This is a genomic window from Pseudomonas sp. MYb541 (assembly GCF_037479595.1).
Classification (GTDB): Bacteria; Pseudomonadota; Gammaproteobacteria; order Pseudomonadales; family Pseudomonadaceae; genus Aquipseudomonas; species Aquipseudomonas canadensis.
The window spans coordinates 56,794-75,349 of sequence record NZ_JBBGYS010000009.1 but is presented as its reverse complement, the minus strand read 5'-3'; the positions used below and the strand labels follow the sequence as shown (position 1 = coordinate 75,349).

17 protein-coding genes are annotated in these 18,556 nt (G+C 61.9%); 10 read left to right on the top strand and 7 right to left on the bottom strand.

Annotation, left to right across the window (positions count from 1 at the left end):
• Positions 1-45: 45 nt before the first annotated feature.
• Genes bioD through bioB form a run of 5 tightly spaced genes read right to left on the bottom strand, consistent with a single transcriptional unit; the run spans position 46 to position 4,492 of the window.
• A complete protein-coding gene (gene bioD, locus WH299_RS07900; protein WP_339549993.1) occupies positions 46-726 on the bottom strand; it encodes a dethiobiotin synthase in 681 nt (226 codons plus the stop codon).
• The gene (gene bioC, locus WH299_RS07895; RefSeq protein ID WP_323622838.1) at positions 723-1,535 is read right to left on the bottom strand and encodes a malonyl-ACP O-methyltransferase BioC; all 813 of its coding nucleotides are present in this window, start codon (positions 1,533-1,535) and stop codon (positions 723-725) included. The genes bioD and bioC overlap by 4 nt, the downstream gene beginning before the upstream one ends.
• The gene (locus tag WH299_RS07890) at positions 1,528-2,259 is read right to left on the bottom strand and encodes an alpha/beta fold hydrolase (protein WP_339549991.1); all 732 of its coding nucleotides are present in this window, start codon (positions 2,257-2,259) and stop codon (positions 1,528-1,530) included. The genes bioC and WH299_RS07890 overlap by 8 nt, the downstream gene beginning before the upstream one ends.
• Positions 2,252-3,433, bottom strand: coding sequence for an 8-amino-7-oxononanoate synthase (bioF, locus tag WH299_RS07885; RefSeq protein ID WP_339549990.1), 1,182 nt, complete (start codon positions 3,431-3,433; stop codon positions 2,252-2,254). Before bioF ends, WH299_RS07890 begins: the two co-directional genes overlap by 8 nt.
• A gap of 3 nt (positions 3,434-3,436) precedes the next feature.
• Positions 3,437-4,492 carry a biotin synthase BioB gene (bioB, locus tag WH299_RS07880; protein WP_016977842.1) on the bottom strand — a complete coding sequence of 352 codons (1,056 nt, stop codon included), beginning with the start codon at positions 4,490-4,492 and terminating at the stop codon, positions 3,437-3,439.
• 92 nt (positions 4,493-4,584) lie between these two features.
• On the opposite strand from bioB, the gene WH299_RS07875 reads away from it, so the two are divergent.
• The 5 genes from WH299_RS07875 to rarD all read left to right on the top strand — a co-directional run bounded on the left by WH299_RS07875 (position 4,585) and on the right by rarD (position 10,321).
• Positions 4,585-5,322 (top strand): ComF family protein, encoded by a 738-nt coding sequence (locus WH299_RS07875; RefSeq protein ID WP_123475052.1) that lies wholly within the window; start codon positions 4,585-4,587, stop codon positions 5,320-5,322.
• A 58-nt stretch (positions 5,323-5,380) separates the two neighbouring features.
• The gene (locus tag WH299_RS07870; RefSeq protein WP_122729469.1) at positions 5,381-6,145 is read left to right on the top strand and encodes a TOBE domain-containing protein; all 765 of its coding nucleotides are present in this window, start codon (positions 5,381-5,383) and stop codon (positions 6,143-6,145) included.
• A 78-nt stretch (positions 6,146-6,223) separates the two neighbouring features.
• Positions 6,224-8,122, top strand: coding sequence for a PhoX family protein (locus WH299_RS07865; protein ID WP_339549989.1), 1,899 nt, complete (start codon positions 6,224-6,226; stop codon positions 8,120-8,122).
• A gap of 168 nt (positions 8,123-8,290) precedes the next feature.
• On the top strand, positions 8,291-9,265 hold the full coding sequence (locus WH299_RS07860) for a serine/threonine protein kinase (RefSeq protein ID WP_010207031.1): 975 nt from the start codon (positions 8,291-8,293) through the stop codon (positions 9,263-9,265).
• A gap of 171 nt (positions 9,266-9,436) precedes the next feature.
• A complete protein-coding gene (gene rarD, locus WH299_RS07855; protein ID WP_126569551.1) occupies positions 9,437-10,321 on the top strand; it encodes an EamA family transporter RarD in 885 nt (294 codons plus the stop codon).
• 223 nt (positions 10,322-10,544) lie between these two features.
• On the opposite strand, the gene WH299_RS07850 is transcribed toward rarD, so the two are convergent.
• Positions 10,545-11,057 (bottom strand): glycine cleavage system protein R, encoded by a 513-nt coding sequence (locus tag WH299_RS07850; RefSeq protein WP_339549988.1) that lies wholly within the window; start codon positions 11,055-11,057, stop codon positions 10,545-10,547.
• A 267-nt stretch (positions 11,058-11,324) separates the two neighbouring features.
• Between WH299_RS07850 and WH299_RS07845 the strand changes: the two genes are divergently transcribed.
• Complete coding sequence (locus WH299_RS07845; RefSeq protein ID WP_339549987.1) at positions 11,325-13,502, top strand: malate synthase G; 2,178 nt, start codon at positions 11,325-11,327, stop codon at positions 13,500-13,502.
• 49 nt (positions 13,503-13,551) lie between these two features.
• Here the strand turns inward: WH299_RS07845 and WH299_RS07840 are convergent, their stop codons facing one another.
• Complete coding sequence (locus WH299_RS07840; RefSeq protein WP_339549985.1) at positions 13,552-13,998, bottom strand: response regulator; 447 nt, start codon at positions 13,996-13,998, stop codon at positions 13,552-13,554.
• A 246-nt stretch (positions 13,999-14,244) separates the two neighbouring features.
• Here WH299_RS07840 and WH299_RS07835 point away from each other — a divergent pair, with 246 nt between their 5' ends.
• The 4 genes from WH299_RS07835 (at position 14,245) to WH299_RS07820 (ending at position 18,482) form a co-directional block, all read left to right on the top strand.
• A complete protein-coding gene (locus WH299_RS07835) occupies positions 14,245-16,167 on the top strand; it encodes a putative nucleotidyltransferase substrate binding domain-containing protein (protein ID WP_323988044.1) in 1,923 nt (640 codons plus the stop codon).
• Complete coding sequence (locus WH299_RS07830; RefSeq protein ID WP_339549983.1) at positions 16,164-16,871, top strand: 3'-5' exonuclease; 708 nt, start codon at positions 16,164-16,166, stop codon at positions 16,869-16,871. Before WH299_RS07835 ends, WH299_RS07830 begins: the two co-directional genes overlap by 4 nt.
• 100 nt (positions 16,872-16,971) lie before the next feature.
• Positions 16,972-17,490, top strand: a complete 519-nt coding sequence (locus WH299_RS07825; RefSeq protein ID WP_122729484.1) for an RNA polymerase sigma factor — start codon at positions 16,972-16,974, stop codon at positions 17,488-17,490.
• Positions 17,487-18,482, top strand: a complete 996-nt coding sequence (locus WH299_RS07820) for a FecR family protein (RefSeq protein WP_339549982.1) — start codon at positions 17,487-17,489, stop codon at positions 18,480-18,482. The genes WH299_RS07825 and WH299_RS07820 overlap by 4 nt, the downstream gene beginning before the upstream one ends.
• Positions 18,483-18,556: the final 74 nt, after the last annotated feature.

The window sequence follows — 18,556 nt, the reverse complement described above, 5'->3', positions numbered from 1 at the left end:
CCCGTCAAAAACACTAATGGCATAATGCCTTAGCGATAGCCAAAATCAGTCAAGCAGGTCCAGCTGCAAGTACTCCGCGACGGCGCTAGCCCCCGCCTGCTTGAGTTTCGGCACGCGGCCCAGGCACGGTGCTGGCAGCCGCTCGGCCAGGGTGGCGAGGTTTTCTTCCAGACGAGAGGTCTTGGGGTCGATGATATTCGCCACCCACCCGGCCAGCTGCAAACCGTCACGGGCGATGGCTTCAGCGGTGAGCAAGGCATGGCTGATGCATCCCAGGCGCACGCCCACCACCAGGATCACCGGCAGCTTGAGCGCCACGGCCAAATCCGACAGGTTCGCCTGATCAGCCAGTGGCACCCGCCACCCGCCTGCACCCTCGATCAAGGTGAAATCCGCTTCTCGCGCCAGAATCTGCTGCATGGGTTTGAGCAAGGCTTGCACAGTCAGCGATACGCCCGCCTCCCGCGCCGCCAGATGCGGCGCGATGGCCGGCTCGAACGCCACCGGATTGACCTCGGCGTACGTCAGGGGCAACGAACATTCGGCCAGCAACGCCAGTGCATCGGCGTTGCGCAAGCCTTTGGGCGTGACCTGGCAGCCGGAAGCCACGGGTTTGCCGGCGGCGGTGCTTCTGCCAGCTTGCCGGGCTGCGTGCAACAGGCCGGCGGCGACGGTGGTCTTGCCGACATCGGTGTCGGTGCCGGTGATGAAGTAGGCGGCGGTCATAGAGGTTTCTCCAGTACGGCATACACCACTTGGTAAGTCGCCGGCAGACCTTGGGCCTGACGGAACCGCTCATACGCCTGCACCAGTGCAACAATCCGCGCACGCCCCGTCAACCCTCCCGGCCGGCCGGGGTTGAGGTTGTGTGCGCCCAGGGCCTTCAATTCATGGGTGAGGCTGCGCACGTCCGGGTAATGCAGCACATGGGGGCGGCGCTCCAGGCTCACCACCCGCAGGCCGCTGGCCGCGCACAGTTGTTGATAAGCCTCGAACGTGCGGAAACGGTTGACGTGAACCAGGCCATCCGCCGCGCGCCAGCTTTCGCGCAGTTCTTCCAGGGTGCCCACGCACAGGCTGGCGAAAGCCAGCACGCCGCCTGGTTGCAACACGCGAGAAGCCTCGCTGAGCACGACTTCGAAGTTCGCGCACCACTGCACCGCGAGGGAGGAGAAAATCAGCTCCAAGCTGTCAGTTTTAAGTGGCAAGCGTTCGGCGTCGCCGGCGATGAAGTGCTGGGCACCACCCAGCGGGCGCGCGTGGTTGAGCATGCCTTCGGCAATATCCAGCGCGATACCCCGGCTGGCTGGCAGCCGCTCGCTCAGCACGCGGCTGAAATAACCGGTGCCGCAGCCCATGTCCAGCCAGCGTTGCGGCGCAATGTCGGCCGGCATGCGCGCGAGCAATTGGCTGCCCACCGACCGCTGCAACTCGGCAACGCTGTCGTAACTGGCGGCTGCACGCGAAAACGATGCCGCTACTTGGCGTTTGTCGGGCAACGCACCTGGCAGCGGGGCGTGGGATAAATCAGTCATCGACGCACTCATGCAAAAAGGCCTGGATGGCCCCCGCGACGCCGTGGGGGTCTTCCAGAAGAAAAGCGTGGCCGGCCTGTTCAATCAGGCCGATTTCAACATCGGGCAGCAACGCCAGCAGGTCGCTGGCGGCTTCAGCGGGCACCAATCCGTCCAGCCCGGCGAACAGGTGCAACTGCGGGCCGCGATACGCCAGCAAGGCTTCGCGGGTGTCGAGTTGAGCGAGCAGTTCCAGACCAGGCATCAGCACACTGGAAGGCGTATTCGGCGCGCCACTGACCAGCAAGCGCGACAATCCGCGTGGGTCTTCGGCGCCTTTGGCGCACAGCAGGCCGAAGCGCTTGAGGGTAACTTGGGAGTCGGCGTGGCAACCGGCGAGAAACGCATCGAAGGTCTCAGCGGGCATCGCACTCCGCCAACCGTCATGGGCGACAAAGCACGGGTTGCTCGCCAGGGTCAGCAGGCCGCAGCAGCGCTCACCACGCCGCGCCGCCAATTCCGAAGCGAGCATGCCGCCCAAGGACCAGCCACCCAGCCAGGCGTTGTCCGGCAGCGTGGCGTCGAGTTCGTCGAGCCATTCCTGCAGGTCGCTGGAATCCATCGCGGGCAAGGGCTCGATCTGCACCTGCAGGTGTTCGTCCAGACCTTGCAATGCAGCGGCCAACGGCTCCAGCGGCGATATACCAAGGCCCCAGCCGGGCAGCAATATCAGTCGATCACGCATGGTCGGGCTCCGTGGCACCTAACAAGCGGAAACACTCTTCCAATGCGTTTAACAATAGCTGCACCTGCGCCGCGCTGTGGGCTGCCGTCAAGGTCACGCGCAAACGGGCGCTGCCGGCCGGCACGGTGGGTGGGCGGATCGCCGTCACCATCAAGCCGCGCTCGCGCAGCATCTGCGACAGGCGCATGGCCTTGGCGCTGTCGCCGATCAGGATCGGCTGGATCGGCGTGAAGCTGTCCATCAGGTCCAGCCCAAGCTGCTCGGCGCCGTGGCGGAACTGGCGGATCAAACGGTTGAGGTGCTCGCGCCGCCAATGTTCGGTGCGCAGCAGCTCCAGGCTTTTCAAGGTGGCGCAGGCCAGGGCCGGCGGTTGGCTGGTGGTGTAGATGTACGGGCGCGCGAACTGGATCAGGCTTTCGATCAGCTCTTCACTGCCCGCCACAAAAGCGCCGGCTGTGCCGAACGCCTTGCCAAGGGTGCCAACCAGTACCGGCACGTCCTCCTGGCTCAGGCCGAAGTGCTCGACGATACCGCCGCCGTTGGCACCCAATGGGCCGAAGCCATGGGCATCATCCACCATCAACCATGCGCCCTTGGCCTTGGTTTCACGGGCCAGCGCGGGTAGGTCGGCCAGGTCACCGTCCATGCTGAACACGCCATCGGTGACCACCAGCGTATTGCCGGTAGATTTCTCCAGGCGCTTGACCAGGCTTGCGGCGTCGTTATGCAAGTAGCGATTGAAACGCGCCCCCGACAGCAAGCCCGCATCCAGCAACGAGGCATGGTTGAGTCGGTCTTCCAGCACTGTATCGCCCTGCCCCACCAACGCTGTGACCGCACCGAGGTTGGCCATGTAGCCAGTGGTAAACAGCAACGCACGCGGACGACCGGTGAGCTCGGCCAACGCTTCTTCCAACTCATGGTGCGGCGTCGCATGCCCGACCACCAGGTGCGAAGCACCGCCGCCCACGCCCCAGCGGGACGCACCGGCGCGCCAGGCTTCGATCACTTGCGGGTGATTGGCCAGGCCCAGGTAATCGTTATTACAGAACGCCAGCAACGGCTGGCCGTCCACCACCACTTCCGGGCCTTGGGGGCTGTCGAGCAGCGGGCGCTGGCGATAAAGGTGTTCGGCACGGCGGGCAGCGAGGCGCGCGGCGAGATCGAAAGACATCCCTCACACCACAGCGTTATAGAACTGCTCGCTGCTCTTCTGCTCCACCAGCGCCTGCTCGATCGCCGCCTGATGCACTTCATCCGCGTGTTCTTCACGGGCTTCCGGCAGGATGCCCAAGCGTGAGAACAGTTGCATGTCCTTGTCAGCCTGTGGGTTGGCGGTGGTCAGCAGTTTGTCGCCGTAGAAGATCGAGTTGGCGCCGGCGAAGAACGCCAGGGCCTGCATCTGCTCGTTCATCGCTTCACGACCGGCCGACAGCCGCACATGGGACTGCGGCATCAGGATGCGCGCCACGGCGAGCATGCGGATGAAGTCGAACGGATCGATGTCTTCGGCGTTTTCCAGCGGCGTTCCGGCCACCTTCACCAGCATGTTGATCGGCACCGACTCCGGATGCTCCGGCAGGTTGGCCAGTTGGATCAGCAAGTTGGCGCGGTCATCGAGGGACTCGCCCATGCCGAGGATGCCACCGGAGCAGATCTTCATCCCCGAATCCCGCACGTAGGCCAGGGTTTGCAGGCGTTCGCTGTAGGTGCGGGTGGTGATGATGCTGCCGTAGAACTCCGGCGAGGTATCGAGGTTGTGGTTGTAGTAGTCCAGGCCGGCCTGGGCCAGGGCTTCGGTCTGGTCCTGATCGAGGCGGCCGAGGGTCATGCAGGTTTCCAGGCCCATGGCCTTCACGCCTTTGACCATCTGCAGCACGTAGGGCATGTCTTTGGCCGACGGGTGCTTCCAGGCGGCGCCCATACAGAAGCGGGTCGAGCCGATGGCTTTGGCGCGGGCAGCCTCTTCGAGGACCTTCTGCACTTCCATCAGCTTCTCTTTTTCCAGGCCAGTGTTGTAGTGGCCAGACTGCGGACAATATTTGCAATCTTCCGGGCAAGCGCCGGTCTTGATCGAGAGCAGCGTCGACACTTGTACACGGTTGGCGTCGAAATGCGCGCGGTGCACGGTCTGCGCCTGGAACAGCAGGTCATTGAACGGCTGCACGAACAGCGCTTTGACTTCGGCGAGGGACCAATCGTGACGCAAGGTGGCGGTGGTGCTGGCGCTCATGGGCGATTCCTTGATTATGCTTTGGCAAGCGCTGCGGGAAGGGCAATACCCACAGGCACGACACGGATGCTCGGCATATTTAAGGAAGATTCATGCACTGTCAACCTGACTACAAACACAAGGTTTACATCTGGTTAAAAAACACCCAGACCTGTTTAATCTGCGATGAGGCAACGGAATCAGCCGACTCTGTGTGCAACGTCTGCGAAACCGAGCTGCCGTGGCTGATAGAACACTGCAACCTGTGCGCCCTGCCCCTGCCGATGGAGGGCTTGATCTGCGGCCAATGCCAGAAACATCCGCCGGCCTTTAAACAGGTGATCGCGCCCTGGACCTACAGCTTTCCGATCGACAGCCTGATCAGCCGCTTCAAACACCAAGCGCGCTGGCCTCTGGGGCAGATGCTGGCGCGGCTGTTGACCCAGCACCTGCAACATCGCTTCGACAACACCGGACTCACTCGCCCCGACTGCCTGCTGCCGGTGCCAATGGCCCGCAAGCGCCTGCGGGAACGTGGCTATAACCAGGCCCTGATGCTGGCGCGATGGCTCAGCAGCGATTTGAACATCCCCTACGATGAACACCTGTTGTTACGCCCTCATGAAACCGTCGCCCAACAGGCCCTCGATGCCAAGACCCGCCAACGCAACCTGCTCGGCGCCTTCGCCCTGGCGCCCGACGCCAAGGTGCAAGGCCGTCACTTCGCACTGGTGGACGACGTGCTCACCACCGGTGCCACCGCCCACAGCCTGGCGCGGTTGTTGATGAACGCTGGGGCACGACAGGTCGATGTGTACTGCCTGGCCCGCACGCCCAAACCAGGCGGCTGACTTGACTCCGTCCCACCTTGGCCGCAACGTTCGGTCCATCACATCGAAGCGTATCCCCATGTCTCTGCCAACGTCCCTCAGCCAACACATCATCCGCCGTCCCCAGCGCATTGCCTTACTGGCGCATATCGCCGAGCAAGGCTCCATCACCCGCGCGGCAAAAAGTGCCGGCTTGAGTTACAAAGCGGCGTGGGATGCCATCGACGAGTTGAACAACCTGGCGCAAAAACCGCTGGTGGAACGCAGCGTCGGCGGCAAGGGCGGCGGCGGCGCCAAGTTGACGGCGGAAGGTGAGCGCGTGCTGCGTCTTTACCAACGCCTGCAAGTACTGCAGGCCGAAGTGCTGGGCTCGGACGAAGCCGCCAGCGATTTCAACCTGCTCGGCCGCCTGATGCTGCGCACCAGCGCGCGTAATCAACTGCATGGTCAGGTCGTCGCCATCGAGCAGCATGGCCGCAATGATCTGATCCGCCTGCAACTGGCCGGCGGGCTGACCCTGGCGGCACAGATTACCCATGACAGCACGCAGCGACTGGAGCTGGAAACTGGCGTGGAAGTAGTCGCACTGATCAAGGCCGGCTGGCTTGAATTGCTGGCACCCGAGGCTCCCGTAACAACTGGACACAATTGTATGGGTGGCATCGTCGACGCCATTCTCGATGCTGAGGACGGGCCCAGCGAAGTGCGCGTCACCCTGCCCAACGGCCAGGTTTTGTGCGCCCTGGCGCAGCCCGCCACGCTCAAGGCGCTGCGCGTGACCGAAGGCAAAGCGATTCAGGTGCAATTTGCGCCGAGTAATGTGCTGCTCGGCACACCGGTGTAAACGGCCCGCCATTTAAACTGCAACAATTTCGTCACGCCCGCTCCTTATGGTGTCTGCAAAAACCGCAGGGAGCCTGAGATGAGCCTATTAGAAGAAAACCAAGCCACCGACCTTGAGCAGATGGTCGGCCTCACCCGCCGCCGTTTCATCGGCGCAGGTGCCCTGTGTGGCGCCGCGATGTTCCTGGGTGGCAACCTGCTGACCCGCAGCGCCCTCGCCGTCAACGCCGCCAGCGCCAGCCCGTTGCTGGGGTTCACCAGCATCGCCGCCGCCACCAGCGACGCCATTACTTTGCCGCCAGGCTATAGCGCTTCGGTGCTGATCAGCTGGGGCCAGCCGTTGAGCAAGAGCGCGCCGGCCTTCGACCCGTCCGGTAACGGCACGGCCAAGGCCCAGGAACAACAGTTCGGCGACAACAATGACGGCATGAGCCTGTTTGCCTTCCCCGGCGACGATAATCGCGCGCTGATGGCAATCAACAACGAATACACCAACTACCGCTACCTCTTCGCCCACGGCGGCGCGCCGCAATCGGCCGAAGACGTGCACAAGGCCCAGGCCAGCGAAGGCGTGTCGGTCATTGAAGTGCGGCGCAAGGGCGACACCTGGCAGTTCGTGCAGGACTCACGCTACAACCGCCGCATCCACGGCAACTCGCCGATCCGCCTCAGCGGCCCCGCCGCCGGCCACGACTGGCTCAAAACCAGCTCCGACAAATCCGGCAAAAAAGCCCTGGGCACCTTCCAGAACTGCGCCAATGGCAAGACGCCGTGGGGCACTTATCTGACGTGTGAAGAGAATTTCACCGACTGCTTCGGCAGCAGCAACCCACAACAAACCTTCGACGCCGGGCAGAAACGCTATGGCGTAGTCGCCGCCAGCAAAGATATCAACTGGCACCAGCATGACCCGCGTTTCGATATGGCGAAGAACCCCAACGAACTCAACCGTCACGGCTGGGTCGTGGAAATCGACCCGTTCGACCCGCAATCCACCCCGGCCAAGCGCACCGCCCTGGGTCGCTTCAAGCATGAAAACGCTGCCCTGGCGGAAACCCGCGACGGCCGCGCAGTGGTGTACATGGGCGACGATGAGCGCGGCGAGTTCATCTACAAGTTCGTCAGCCGCGACAAAATCAACCACAAGAATCCCAAGGCCAACAAAGACCTGCTCGACCACGGCACCTTGTATGTGGCGATCTTCGACGCGGGCGACGGCAACGCCGACCACCCCAAGGGCAAGGGTCAATGGGTCGAGCTGACCCACGGCAAAAATGGCATCGACGCCAGCACCGGCTTCGCCAACCAGGCCGAAGTGCTGATCCACGCGCGCCTGGCTGCCAGCGTGGTGAAAGCCACGCGCATGGACCGCCCCGAATGGATCGTGGTCAGCCCCACCGACGGCCAGGTCTATTGCACCCTGACCAACAACGCCAAGCGCGGTGAAGACGGCCAACCAGTCGGGGGCCCGAACCCTCGTGAGAAAAACGTCTACGGTCAGATCCTGCGCTGGAAGGCAGATGCCGATAACCACGGCAGTATGGAATTCACTTGGGACCTGTTTGTGGTGGCCGGCAACCCAGGCGTTCACGCCGGAACACCGAAGGGCGGGTCGTCGAATATCAACCCGCAGAACATGTTCAACAGCCCCGATGGCCTGGGGTTCGACAAGGCCGGGCGCTTGTGGATCCTCACCGACGGGGACTACAGCAACGCGGGGGATTTCGCGGGAATGGGTAACAACCAGATGCTCTGCGCCGACCCTTCCACCGGAGAAATCCGCCGCTTCATGGTAGGACCGGTGGCCTGTGAAGTGACGGGTATCAGCTTCTCGCCGGATCAGAAGACGCTGTTTGTGGGGATCCAGCACCCAGGCGAAACCGGCGGCTCGACCTGGCCGGAGCACCTGCCGAATGGCAAGCCGCGGTCGTCGGTGATGGCGATTCGTAGGGATGATGGTGGGATAGTCGGCGCCTGATAAGCCCTCTTCGCGAGCAAGCCCGCTCCCACACTTGACCGAGTTCCAGCATGAGAATGCGGTCGAATGTGGGAGCGGGCTTGCTCGCGAAGGCGTCCGCACAGTCACCACCTATCACTGTTACCATACCCGGCCGGACGCGGCGCCCTGCTGCGCGCAGGAGTTCGCATGGCCCACCCGTTTGAAACACTCACGCCCGACCTGGTGCTCGACGCTGTCGAAAGCATCGGTTTCCTCAGCGATGCTCGCGTTCTAGCGCTCAACAGCTACGAAAACCGCGTTTATCAAGTGGGCATCGAAGACTCGGAACCGCTGATTGCCAAGTTCTATCGGCCGCAGCGTTGGACCAACGAGGCGATCCTCGAAGAACACCGCTTCACCTTCGAACTGGCCGAATGCGAAGTGCCGGTGGTCGCGCCACTGATCCACAACGGCGAAAGCCTGTTCGAGCACGCCGGTTTCCGCTTCACCTTGTTCCCCCGCCGTGGCGGCCGTGCGCCGGAGCCGGGCAATCTCGATCAACTGTATCGCCTTGGGCAATTGCTCGGCCGTTTGCATGCGGTGGGCTCCACCCGCCCGTTCGAACACCGCGAGGCCTTGGGCGTGAAGAACTTCGGCCACGATTCCCTCACCACGTTGCTGGAAGGCAATTTCATCCCCAAGAGTCTGCTGCCGGCGTACGAGTCCGTGGCACGCGACCTGCTCAAGCGTGTGGAAGAGGTGTACAAAGCCACGCCGCACAAAAACATCCGCATGCACGGCGATTGCCACCCCGGCAACATGATGTGCCGTGACGAGATGTTCCACATCGTCGACCTGGATGACTGCCGCATGGGCCCGGCGGTGCAGGACCTGTGGATGATGCTCGCCGGCGACCGTCAGGAATGCCTGGGGCAGTTGTCGGAATTGATGGACGGCTACCAGGAATTCCATGACTTCGACCCGCGTGAGCTGGCACTGATCGAACCCCTGCGCGCCTTACGCCTGATGCACTACAGCGCCTGGCTGGCACGGCGCTGGGACGACCCGGCGTTCCCCCACAGCTTTCCATGGTTTGGCAGCGAACGTTATTGGGGCGATCAGGTGTTGGCGTTGCGTGAGCAACTCTCGGCCCTGAACGAAGAACCCTTGAAACTCTTCTGACAGCTTCTCTGTGGGAGCCGGGCTTGCCCGCGATGCATGCGCCTCGGTTTTGCAGGAGTACCGAGGTGATGCTATCGCGGGCAAGCCCGGCTCCCACAGAAAGCAGATCCCATTGCCTGAGAAATATCCTTACAATCGCGCTTTGTTAGCTGCCTAAGCAAGGATTCTGCAATGCAAGCCGCCAACCCTCGCAAGGGGTACATCCTGGGCCTGAGCGCCTACGTCATCTGGGGTCTGTTCCCGCTCTACTTCAAAGCCATCGCCAGCGTTCCGGCCGCCGAGATCATCGTGCACCGCGTGTTGTGGTCGGCGCTGTTCGGCGGTTTGCTGTTGATGGTATGGAAGCATCCCGGCTGGTTCCGCGAGCTACGCGACAACCCCAAGCGCCTGGCGATCCTGGCCCTCAGCGGGTCGTTGATTGCGGCTAACTGGCTGACCTATGTGTGGTCGGTGAACACTGGGCGCATGCTGGAGGCGAGCCTGGGTTACTACATCAACCCGTTGGTGAACGTGGTGCTGGGCATGCTGATTCTGGGTGAGCGCCTGCGCCGCTTGCAGTGGGTCGCCGTCGGGCTGGCGGCCGTGGGTGTGGCGCAACAGGTATGGCAGGTCGGCAGCTTGCCGTGGGTGTCGCTGGTGCTGGCGTTGACCTTTGGTTTCTACGGGCTGATCCGCAAGCAGGCGCCGGTCAAGGCGCTGCCGGGGCTGGTGGTGGAAACCTGGATGCTGGTGCCGATTGCGATTGCGTGGCTGCTGTTCAACCCAACCGCCCATAGCGCGCAAATGGCGTTCTGGAGTACGTCCGAAGCCTGGTGGCTGGTGGCGGCTGGTCCGGTGACGCTGATCCCGCTGGTGTGTTTCAACGCCGCCGCACGGCATTTGCCCTACACCGCGCTGGGCTTTTTGCAGTACGTCGCACCGACCCTGGTATTGCTCGAAGCCGTGCTGTTGTTCGGCGAACACCTGGCACCGAGCACCCTGACCGCCTTCGCTTTCATCTGGGCGGGCCTGGTGGTGTACAGCGTGGATATCTGGCTCAGCGCGCGCAAACGCTGATCAAATAACGTACAAACCTCTGCAAGCCACAGCGGGCGTGGCTTGCAGGCATCAACCCCAAGGTTATCCACAACCTGATCCCCGCCATTTGTGCACAAGCTTTTGAAATTGCTCGTTTTTTGCTCAATCAGCGAAGACCCCCGGCCGGCGTGGCCTGGCGAGGGGTCTCTACAGGTTATCCACAGGCCCATGCAAGATTTCCATGCATAACCCTGTGGGCAGATCATTCCTCGTGGTGCAGTTCCACCATCAAGTCATCGGCCAGGGTTTCCAGAGACAACTGCAAGGTATCCAGGGATAACGCGGCCGGCACCTGCAACAGTGCCTCGGCGGTAAACAACGGATCACCGCTCATAGGGGCCGGGCGTACATCGGTGCTCAGGCTCTCCAGGTTCACGCCCTGCTTGCTCAGCAGCGCGGTGATCTCGCGCACAATGCCCGCACGGTCATTGCCCACCAGCGTCATCATGATCGATTTGGAGGCCGAGGCCTGCCCGCTGCTGCCCTCGCCCACCAGCACGCGAATGCCATGGGTGGATAAATCCTCCAACGCCCCGACCAATGCCTGACGTTGCTCTTTAGGCACACTGACCCGCAGGATCCCGGCAAACTGCCCGGCCATGTGCGCCATGCGGCTTTCCAGCCAGTTGCCACCGTGGGCGGCGATGTTCTGCGCGATGCGTTCAACCAGGCCGGGTTTGTCGGCAGCGATAATTGTGAGTACAAGATGGTCCATGGCAACGCCCTCTGGAATTCAATCTACAAGGTGGACCCGAAGGCCCCCGATAACAAATCGTGTACCATTTTTATATTTATCTGGAACAATCCAATAGTTTTTTGAGAACATCCGGTTCTCCGCTGTGACCGTACGACCAAAGTGGGTCGCTAAACGACGTATTTAGTCTAATTTTCACAACCGCAAGTCATCATGTAGTATGCCCAACCGTGCACTACATAATGAAAATCTGAAAAAGCGCATAAGCTCCGCAGAGTGAGGCAAGCAATGACTGAACACGTTCAAGTCGGTGGCCTGCAGGTCGCCAAAGTCCTGTTCGACTTCGTGAACAACGAAGCCATTCCCGGCACCGGCATCACTGCCGACCAGTTCTGGGCCGGCGCCGACAAGGTCATCCACGACCTGGCACCGAAGAACAAAGCCCTACTCGCCAAACGCGACGATTTCCAAGCGCGGATCGATACCTGGCACCAGACCCACGCAGGCCAGGCGCACGACCCGGTGGCTTACAAAGCCTTCCTGCAAGACATTGGATACCTGCTGCCAGAAGCCGCGGATTTCCAGGCCACGACCCAAAACGTCGATGACGAGATCGCCCGCATGGCCGGCCCACAGCTGGTGGTGCCGGTGATGAACGCCCGCTTCGCCCTCAACGCCTCGAATGCGCGCTGGGGCTCGCTGTATGACGCGCTGTATGGCACCGACGCCATCAGCGAAGCCGACGGCGCCGAAAAGGGCCAGGGCTACAACAAGGTGCGTGGCGACAAGGTCATCGCCTTCGCCCGCGCCTTCCTCGATGAGGCCGCACCGCTCATCGCTGGCAGCCACGTCGATTCGACCGGCTACAAGATCGTCGACGGCACGCTGATCGTCAGCCTCAAGGGCGGCAGCAACAGCGGCCTGCGCGACGACGCACAGTTGATCGGTTTCCAGGGCCCTGCGGCTGAGCCGATTGCGATCCTGCTGAAACACAATGGCCTGCACTTCGAAATCCAGATCGACGCCAGCACCCCGGTCGGCCAGACCGACGCCGCCGGCGTCAAAGACGTGCTGATGGAGGCCGCGCTGACCACCATCATGGACTGCGAAGACTCCGTCGCCGCCGTGGATGCCGATGACAAAGTGGTGATCTACCGCAACTGGCTCGGCCTGATGAAGGGCGACCTGGCCGAAGAAGTGGCCAAGGGCGGCAAGACCTTCACCCGCACCATGAACGCTGACCGCGTTTATACCGGTGTGGACGGCCAGGACGTGACGCTGCACGGTCGTTCGCTGCTGTTCGTGCGCAACGTGGGTCACCTGATGACCATCGATGCGATCCTCGACAAAGACGGCAACGAAGTGCCAGAAGGCATCCTCGACGGCCTGCTCACCAGCCTCGCTGCCACACACAGCCTCAACGGCAATAACAGCCGCAAGAACAGCCGCACCGGTTCCGTGTACATCGTTAAGCCGAAGATGCACGGCCCGGAAGAAGCTGCGTTCACCAACGAGCTGTTCGGCCGCATCGAAGACGTGCTGAACCTGCCGCGCAACACGCTGAAAGTCGGGATCATGGACGAGGAACGCCGCACCACGGTCAACCTCAAGGCATGCATCAAGGCCGCCAGCGAGCGCGTGGTGTTTATCAACACCGGCTTCCTTGACCGTACCGGCGATGAGATCCACACCTCCATGGAAGCCGGCGCGATGGTGCGCAAGGCGGCGATGAAGGCAGAAAAATGGATCGGCGCCTACGAAAACTGGAACGTCGATATCGGTTTGAGCACTGGCCTGCAAGGTCGTGCGCAGATCGGTAAAGGCATGTGGGCCATGCCCGACCTGATGGCGGCGATGCTCGAACAGAAAATCGCCCACCCACTGGCCGGCGCCAACACCGCCTGGGTGCCGTCGCCAACCGCCGCCGCGCTGCACGCGTTGCATTACCACAAGGTTGATGTATTCGCCCGCCAGGCCGAGCTTGCCAAGCGCGAGCGTGCGTCGGTGGACGACATCCTAACCATTCCTCTGGCCAGCAACACCGATTGGTCCGACGAAGAGATCCGCAACGAGCTGGACAACAACGCCCAAGGCATCCTGGGTTATGTGGTCCGTTGGATCGACCAGGGCGTAGGTTGCTCGAAAGTGCCGGACATCAATGATGTGGGCCTGATGGAAGACCGCGCCACCCTGCGTATCTCCAGCCAGCACATCGCCAACTGGCTGCGCCACGGCGTTGTCACTCAGGATCAGGTGATGGAAAGCCTCAAGCGCATGGCGCCGGTGGTGGACCGTCAGAACGCCGGGGACAAGCTGTACCGCCCGCTGGCCCCGGATTTCGACAGCAACATCGCGTTCCAGGCAGCGGTGGAGTTGGTGATTGAAGGGACTAAGCAGCCTAATGGGTATACCGAGCCGGTGTTGCACCGTCGGCGTCGGGAGTTCAAGGCTAAGAACGGCCTGTAAATGAAAAAGCCCTGATCACACGATCAGGGCTTTTTTATGCACCGGAGTTTTACTGCGCCATCCCCAACTCCCGCTTCACCAGCTTCGCCAACTTCCCGCTATCAATTGGCTTCAGCAAAAAATCCACCACACTCAAATGCATGGCATCAATCACGTCCGGCGCCTCGGCATCCCCCGACATGATGATGATCGGCAGCGCCGCGCGTGGGGACTCACGCACTTGTCGGATCAGTTCCAGGCCGTTGCTGGGCGCCATGCGCAGGTCGGTGATCAGCAAACCGATGGAGCTGCTCGACTTCAACAAATCCCACGCCGCCTCACCACTGTCGGCGGTCAGGCAGCGAATACCGTCCAGCCCCAGGATTTCCGCCAGCAGTTCGCGCGCATCCTTGTCGTCGTCAACAATCAACACGCGTTGTGGCGGTAAATCAGGCTCCAGCATCACGGCGCTCAGCGCCTCGCGCTCGGCATCACTCAAAATATCGTGGTCGGACATACGGTTCTCAGCAGTTCTAATCAATCTCCCAGCACACTCGTCAGACATCTGCGGAAGGGCGTTCAATGTGCACTTCGTCGGAAAGTTTGCCTAGTGGGCGTTCTACGGGTTTTGGACGATATTCATGTAAGGTTTTTCCCTAGGTTTGTACCCTTTGTATCGACCTAGACTTACGTCCAATGGGCACCCGCTGCGCAGGAGTCGACCATGGGGGACGATAACGACAAAAAATCTGCGGTCATTGTTATGAGTAAAGCTGATGCCTTCGCCCAGGCGGGGAAAACTGCTGTGTTGCAAAATATCCACGGCACCCTGCAGTTCCTGCAACGCTTCCCGCCGTTCAACCAGATGGAAAACGCCCACTTGGCGTTTTTGGTGGAGCAGTGCCAGTTACGCTTCTATGGCCCCGGCGACAGCATCCTCAAACCCTCGGGCGGGCCGGTCGAGCACTTTTATATCGTCAAGCAGGGCCGGGTCGTCGGTGAGCGGCCGGACAGCGCCGAAACCACCTTCGAAATCACCACCGGCGAGTGCTTTCCCCTGGCCGCGTTGCTGGGCGAACGGGCGACCCGCACCGAGCACAAGGCCGCCGAAGACACCTTCTGCCTGCAACTGAACAAACCGGCGTTCATCAAGCTGTTCGCACTCTCCAGCCCGTTTCGCGATTTTGCCCTGCGAGGCGTCAGCAGCCTGTTGGACCAGGTGAATCAGCAGGTGCAGCAAAAAGCGGTGGAAACCCTCGGCACTCAATACTCCCTGAACACGCGGCTCGGCGAGTTGGCCATGCGCCATCCTGTCACGTGCAGCCCCGCCACGCCGCTGCGCGAAGCCGTCACGTTGATGCATGAGCAGCAGGTTGGCAGCATCGTGATCGTGGATGAACACAAGGCGCCCCTTGGGATTTTCACCCTGCGCGACCTGCGCCAAGTGGTGGCCGATGGCACCAGCGATTTCAGTCAGGGCATCGAAGGGCATATGACCCAGGCGCCCTTCTTCCTGACGCCGGACCACAGCGCTTTCGACGCGGCAATCGCCATGACCGAGCGGCATATCGCCCACGTCTGCCTGGTCAAGGATCAGCGCCTGTGCGGCGTGGTGTCCGAGCGCGATCTGTTTTCCCTGCAACGGGTGGACCTGGTGCACCTGGCGCGCACCATCCGCAATGCGCCGAGGGTGGACAACCTGGTGGCGATACGCGGCGAGATCGGCCAGTTAGTCGAACGCATGCTGGCCCACGGTGCCTCGTCCACCCAGATCACCCACATCATTACGCTGCTCAACGATCACACCGTGTGCCGGGTGATCGAACTGACCCTGGCCGAAAAAGGCGACCCCGGCGTGCCGTTCAGTTGGTTGTGCTTTGGCAGCGAAGGCCGCCGCGAGCAGACGCTGTACACCGACCAGGACAACGGCATCCTGTTTGACGCCAAGGACGCGGCCGAAGCGGCGGCGATCCGAGGCCGGTTGTTGCCGCTGGCCCAGCAGATCAACCAGAGCCTGGCCTTGTGCGGGTTCAGCCTGTGCAAAGGCAACATCATGGCCGGCAACCCAGAGTTGTGCCTATCGCGGGCGGAATGGGCGCGGCGGTTTGCGGCGTTTATCCGCGAGGCGACGCCAGAGAATCTGCTGGGCTCCAGCATCTATTTCGATCTGCGTGTGGTGTGGGGCGATGAGCGTGGCTGCGAGCAATTGCGCCAAGGCATTCTCGACCAGGTGGCGGACAACCGCTTGTTCCAGCGCATGCTGGCCGAAAACGCGTTGCGCCAGCGGCCACCCGTAGGACGCTTCCGCGAATTTGTACTCACGCGTAAAGGGGGCGAAAAAGCTACGCTCGACCTCAAGGTGCAGGGCCTGACCCCCTTTGTCGACGGCGCGCGCCTGTTGGCCCTGGCCAATGGTATTCACGCCAACAACACCTTGGAGCGCCTGCGCCAGTTGGTGGTCAAGGAAGTGATTGAGCCGCTGGACGGCGCTGCGTATGAAGAGGCCTACCACTTTATCCAGCAGACCCGTATGCAACAGCACCAACTGCAAACCCGCGAGAACCAGCCGTACTCCAACCGTGTCGATCCTGACAGCCTCAACCACCTGGACCGGCGCATCCTGCGTGAATCCCTGCGCCAGGCCCAACGCCTGCAAAGCAGCCTGACATTGCGGTACCAGCTGTGAGCTTGTTCAACTGGCTGCGCAAGAAAAAGCCGGGGCTCGACAGCGCGCAACAACAGCGCCTGGCGCAACTGCGCAAACCCAGGCCGCTGGGCGAAGACACCCTGCGCAGCCAACGCTGGGTGGTGGTGGACCTGGAAACCAGCGGCCTCAACCTCAACCGTGACCAGGTGCTGTCCATCGGCGCGGTGGTGATCGAGGATGGCGCGGTGGATTTCTCGCAACTGTTTGAACGCACCTTGCAACGGGCTGAAACCAAACTCAGCCCCAGTGTGTTGATCCACGGCCTCGGCCCCAGTGCGATTGCCGCCGGCAGCGATCCGGTCGACGCGTTACTGGACTTCATGGACTTTGTGGGAGACAGCCCATTGCTCGCCTTCCATGCGCCATTCGATCAACACATGCTGTGCCGGGCGCTCAAGGACAGCCTGGGGTACCGCCTGGCCCATCCGTTTCTCGATGTTGCAGACATCGCCCCGCTGCTGTGCCCGGATGCGCATATCCGCGAAGCCGGGTTGGACGATTGGATCAACCACTTCCATCTGCATGTGGGCGAGCGCCATCACGCCAGCGCCGATGCACTGGCCACGGCGGAGCTGATGCTGATCCTGTTCAGCCGCGCGCGCCAGCAACACATCGACACGCCACAGGCGTTACAAGAGCGTTTGAGCCAATGGAAACGGCGTCAACACGCGCCATCGTTTTAATGTCATCTCCCGACAGACGCCAATTGCGCCCACTCCACGGCTCTGACACAATCGCGAATAATTCTCGTTAGTTTAAACATCCCGTTTACTAGGTGATGCCTTGTCGTCGATCCAGAACCCACACAGTGAGCTTGTTGGCGCGTTGTATCGCGACCATCGTGGCTGGCTGTTGGCCTGGCTTCGACGCAACGTGGCCTGCCCGAGCCGCGCCGAAGACCTGAGCCAGGACACCTTCATGCGCCTGCTCGGCCGTGATGAGTTGCGTGAACCCCGCGAACCCCGGGCGTTCCTGGTGGCAATCGCCAAGGGCTTGTTGTTCGACTATTTCCGTCGCGCCGCCCTGGAACAGGCCTACCTCACCGAACTGATGCTGATCCCGGAAAGCGAACACCCTTCGCCGGAAGAACAGCAACTGATCCTCGACGACCTCAAGGCCATCGACCGCCTGCTCGGCAAGCTGTCGACCAAGGCCCGCGCCGCCTTCCTCTATAACCGCCTCGACGGCATGGGCCACGCCGAAATCGCCCAGCGCCTCGGCGTGTCGGTGCCCCGCGTGCGCCAGTACCTGGCCCAGGGCATTCGCCAGTGCTACATCGCGCTGTATGGCGAGCCGCTGTGACGGTGATCAGTTCCAAACCGGTCTCGGCCCGCGTGCTGGATGCGGCGATCGCCTGGCAGCTGTCCCTCGATTCGGGCGACGGCAGCGCAATTGAGCGTGAAGAATTCAATAAATGGCTGGCCGGCGACGAAGAACACGCCCGCGCCTGGCGTCAGTTGGGCATGCTCGACCAGCGTTTCAGCGTGGCCTCGGGCCCGGCGCGGGCAGCGTTGCTGCAATCGCGTGAAGGCATTCGCCAACGTGTGCGCAAGCTGGGCAGTGGTCTGGCGAGCATCGCGCTGGTCATCGGCCTGGCGCTGTTTGCCGGTGAGCGCTATGTGCCGATCCACTATTGGCTGGCCGACCAACGTACCGCCACCGGCGAGCAGCGCACGCTGAAGCTGGCGGATGGCACGCTGATCAACCTCAATACCCACAGCGCCATCGACGTGCGTTTTGATGAAAAACGCCGGCTGATCGTGTTGCAGGAAGGCGAAATTCTGGTCGAGACCGGCCACAACGATGCGCGCCCGTTCTATGTGCAAACCCGCGACGGCAGCCTGCGGGCGCTGGGCACGCGGTTTATCGTCAAGCGCGAAGACGACGCCACGCGCTTGAGCGTGCTGCAATCGGCCGTGGCCGCCCAGCCCGAGGCGCTGCAGCAGGAACAGATCTTCAAGGAAGGCCAGCAAGTGCTGATGCGCAGCGATGGCCTCGGCCCTGCGCTTGCCGTCACCCCCGCCACCGACGCCTGGACCCGCGGCATGCTGGTGGTCGACAACGCGCGCCTGGGCGATGTGGTTGCGGAACTCAGCCGTTACCGCACCGGTTACCTGGGTGTGGATAAAAACGTGGCTGACCTGCGCATTACCGGCAGCTTCCCGTTGCGCGACACCACGCTGGCGCTCAATGCACTGCTGCCGACATTGCCGGTGCAGATCCAGCATCATACGCCTTGGTGGGTCACGGTGAACGCCAAGGCGAAAAACACCGAATCACTTAGTAGGAAATGAATAAACCGTCATTTCGAACGTGTCTAAAAAACTGTAATCCCTCACAGGTTTCATCCGTACCGTAACGTCCTTCA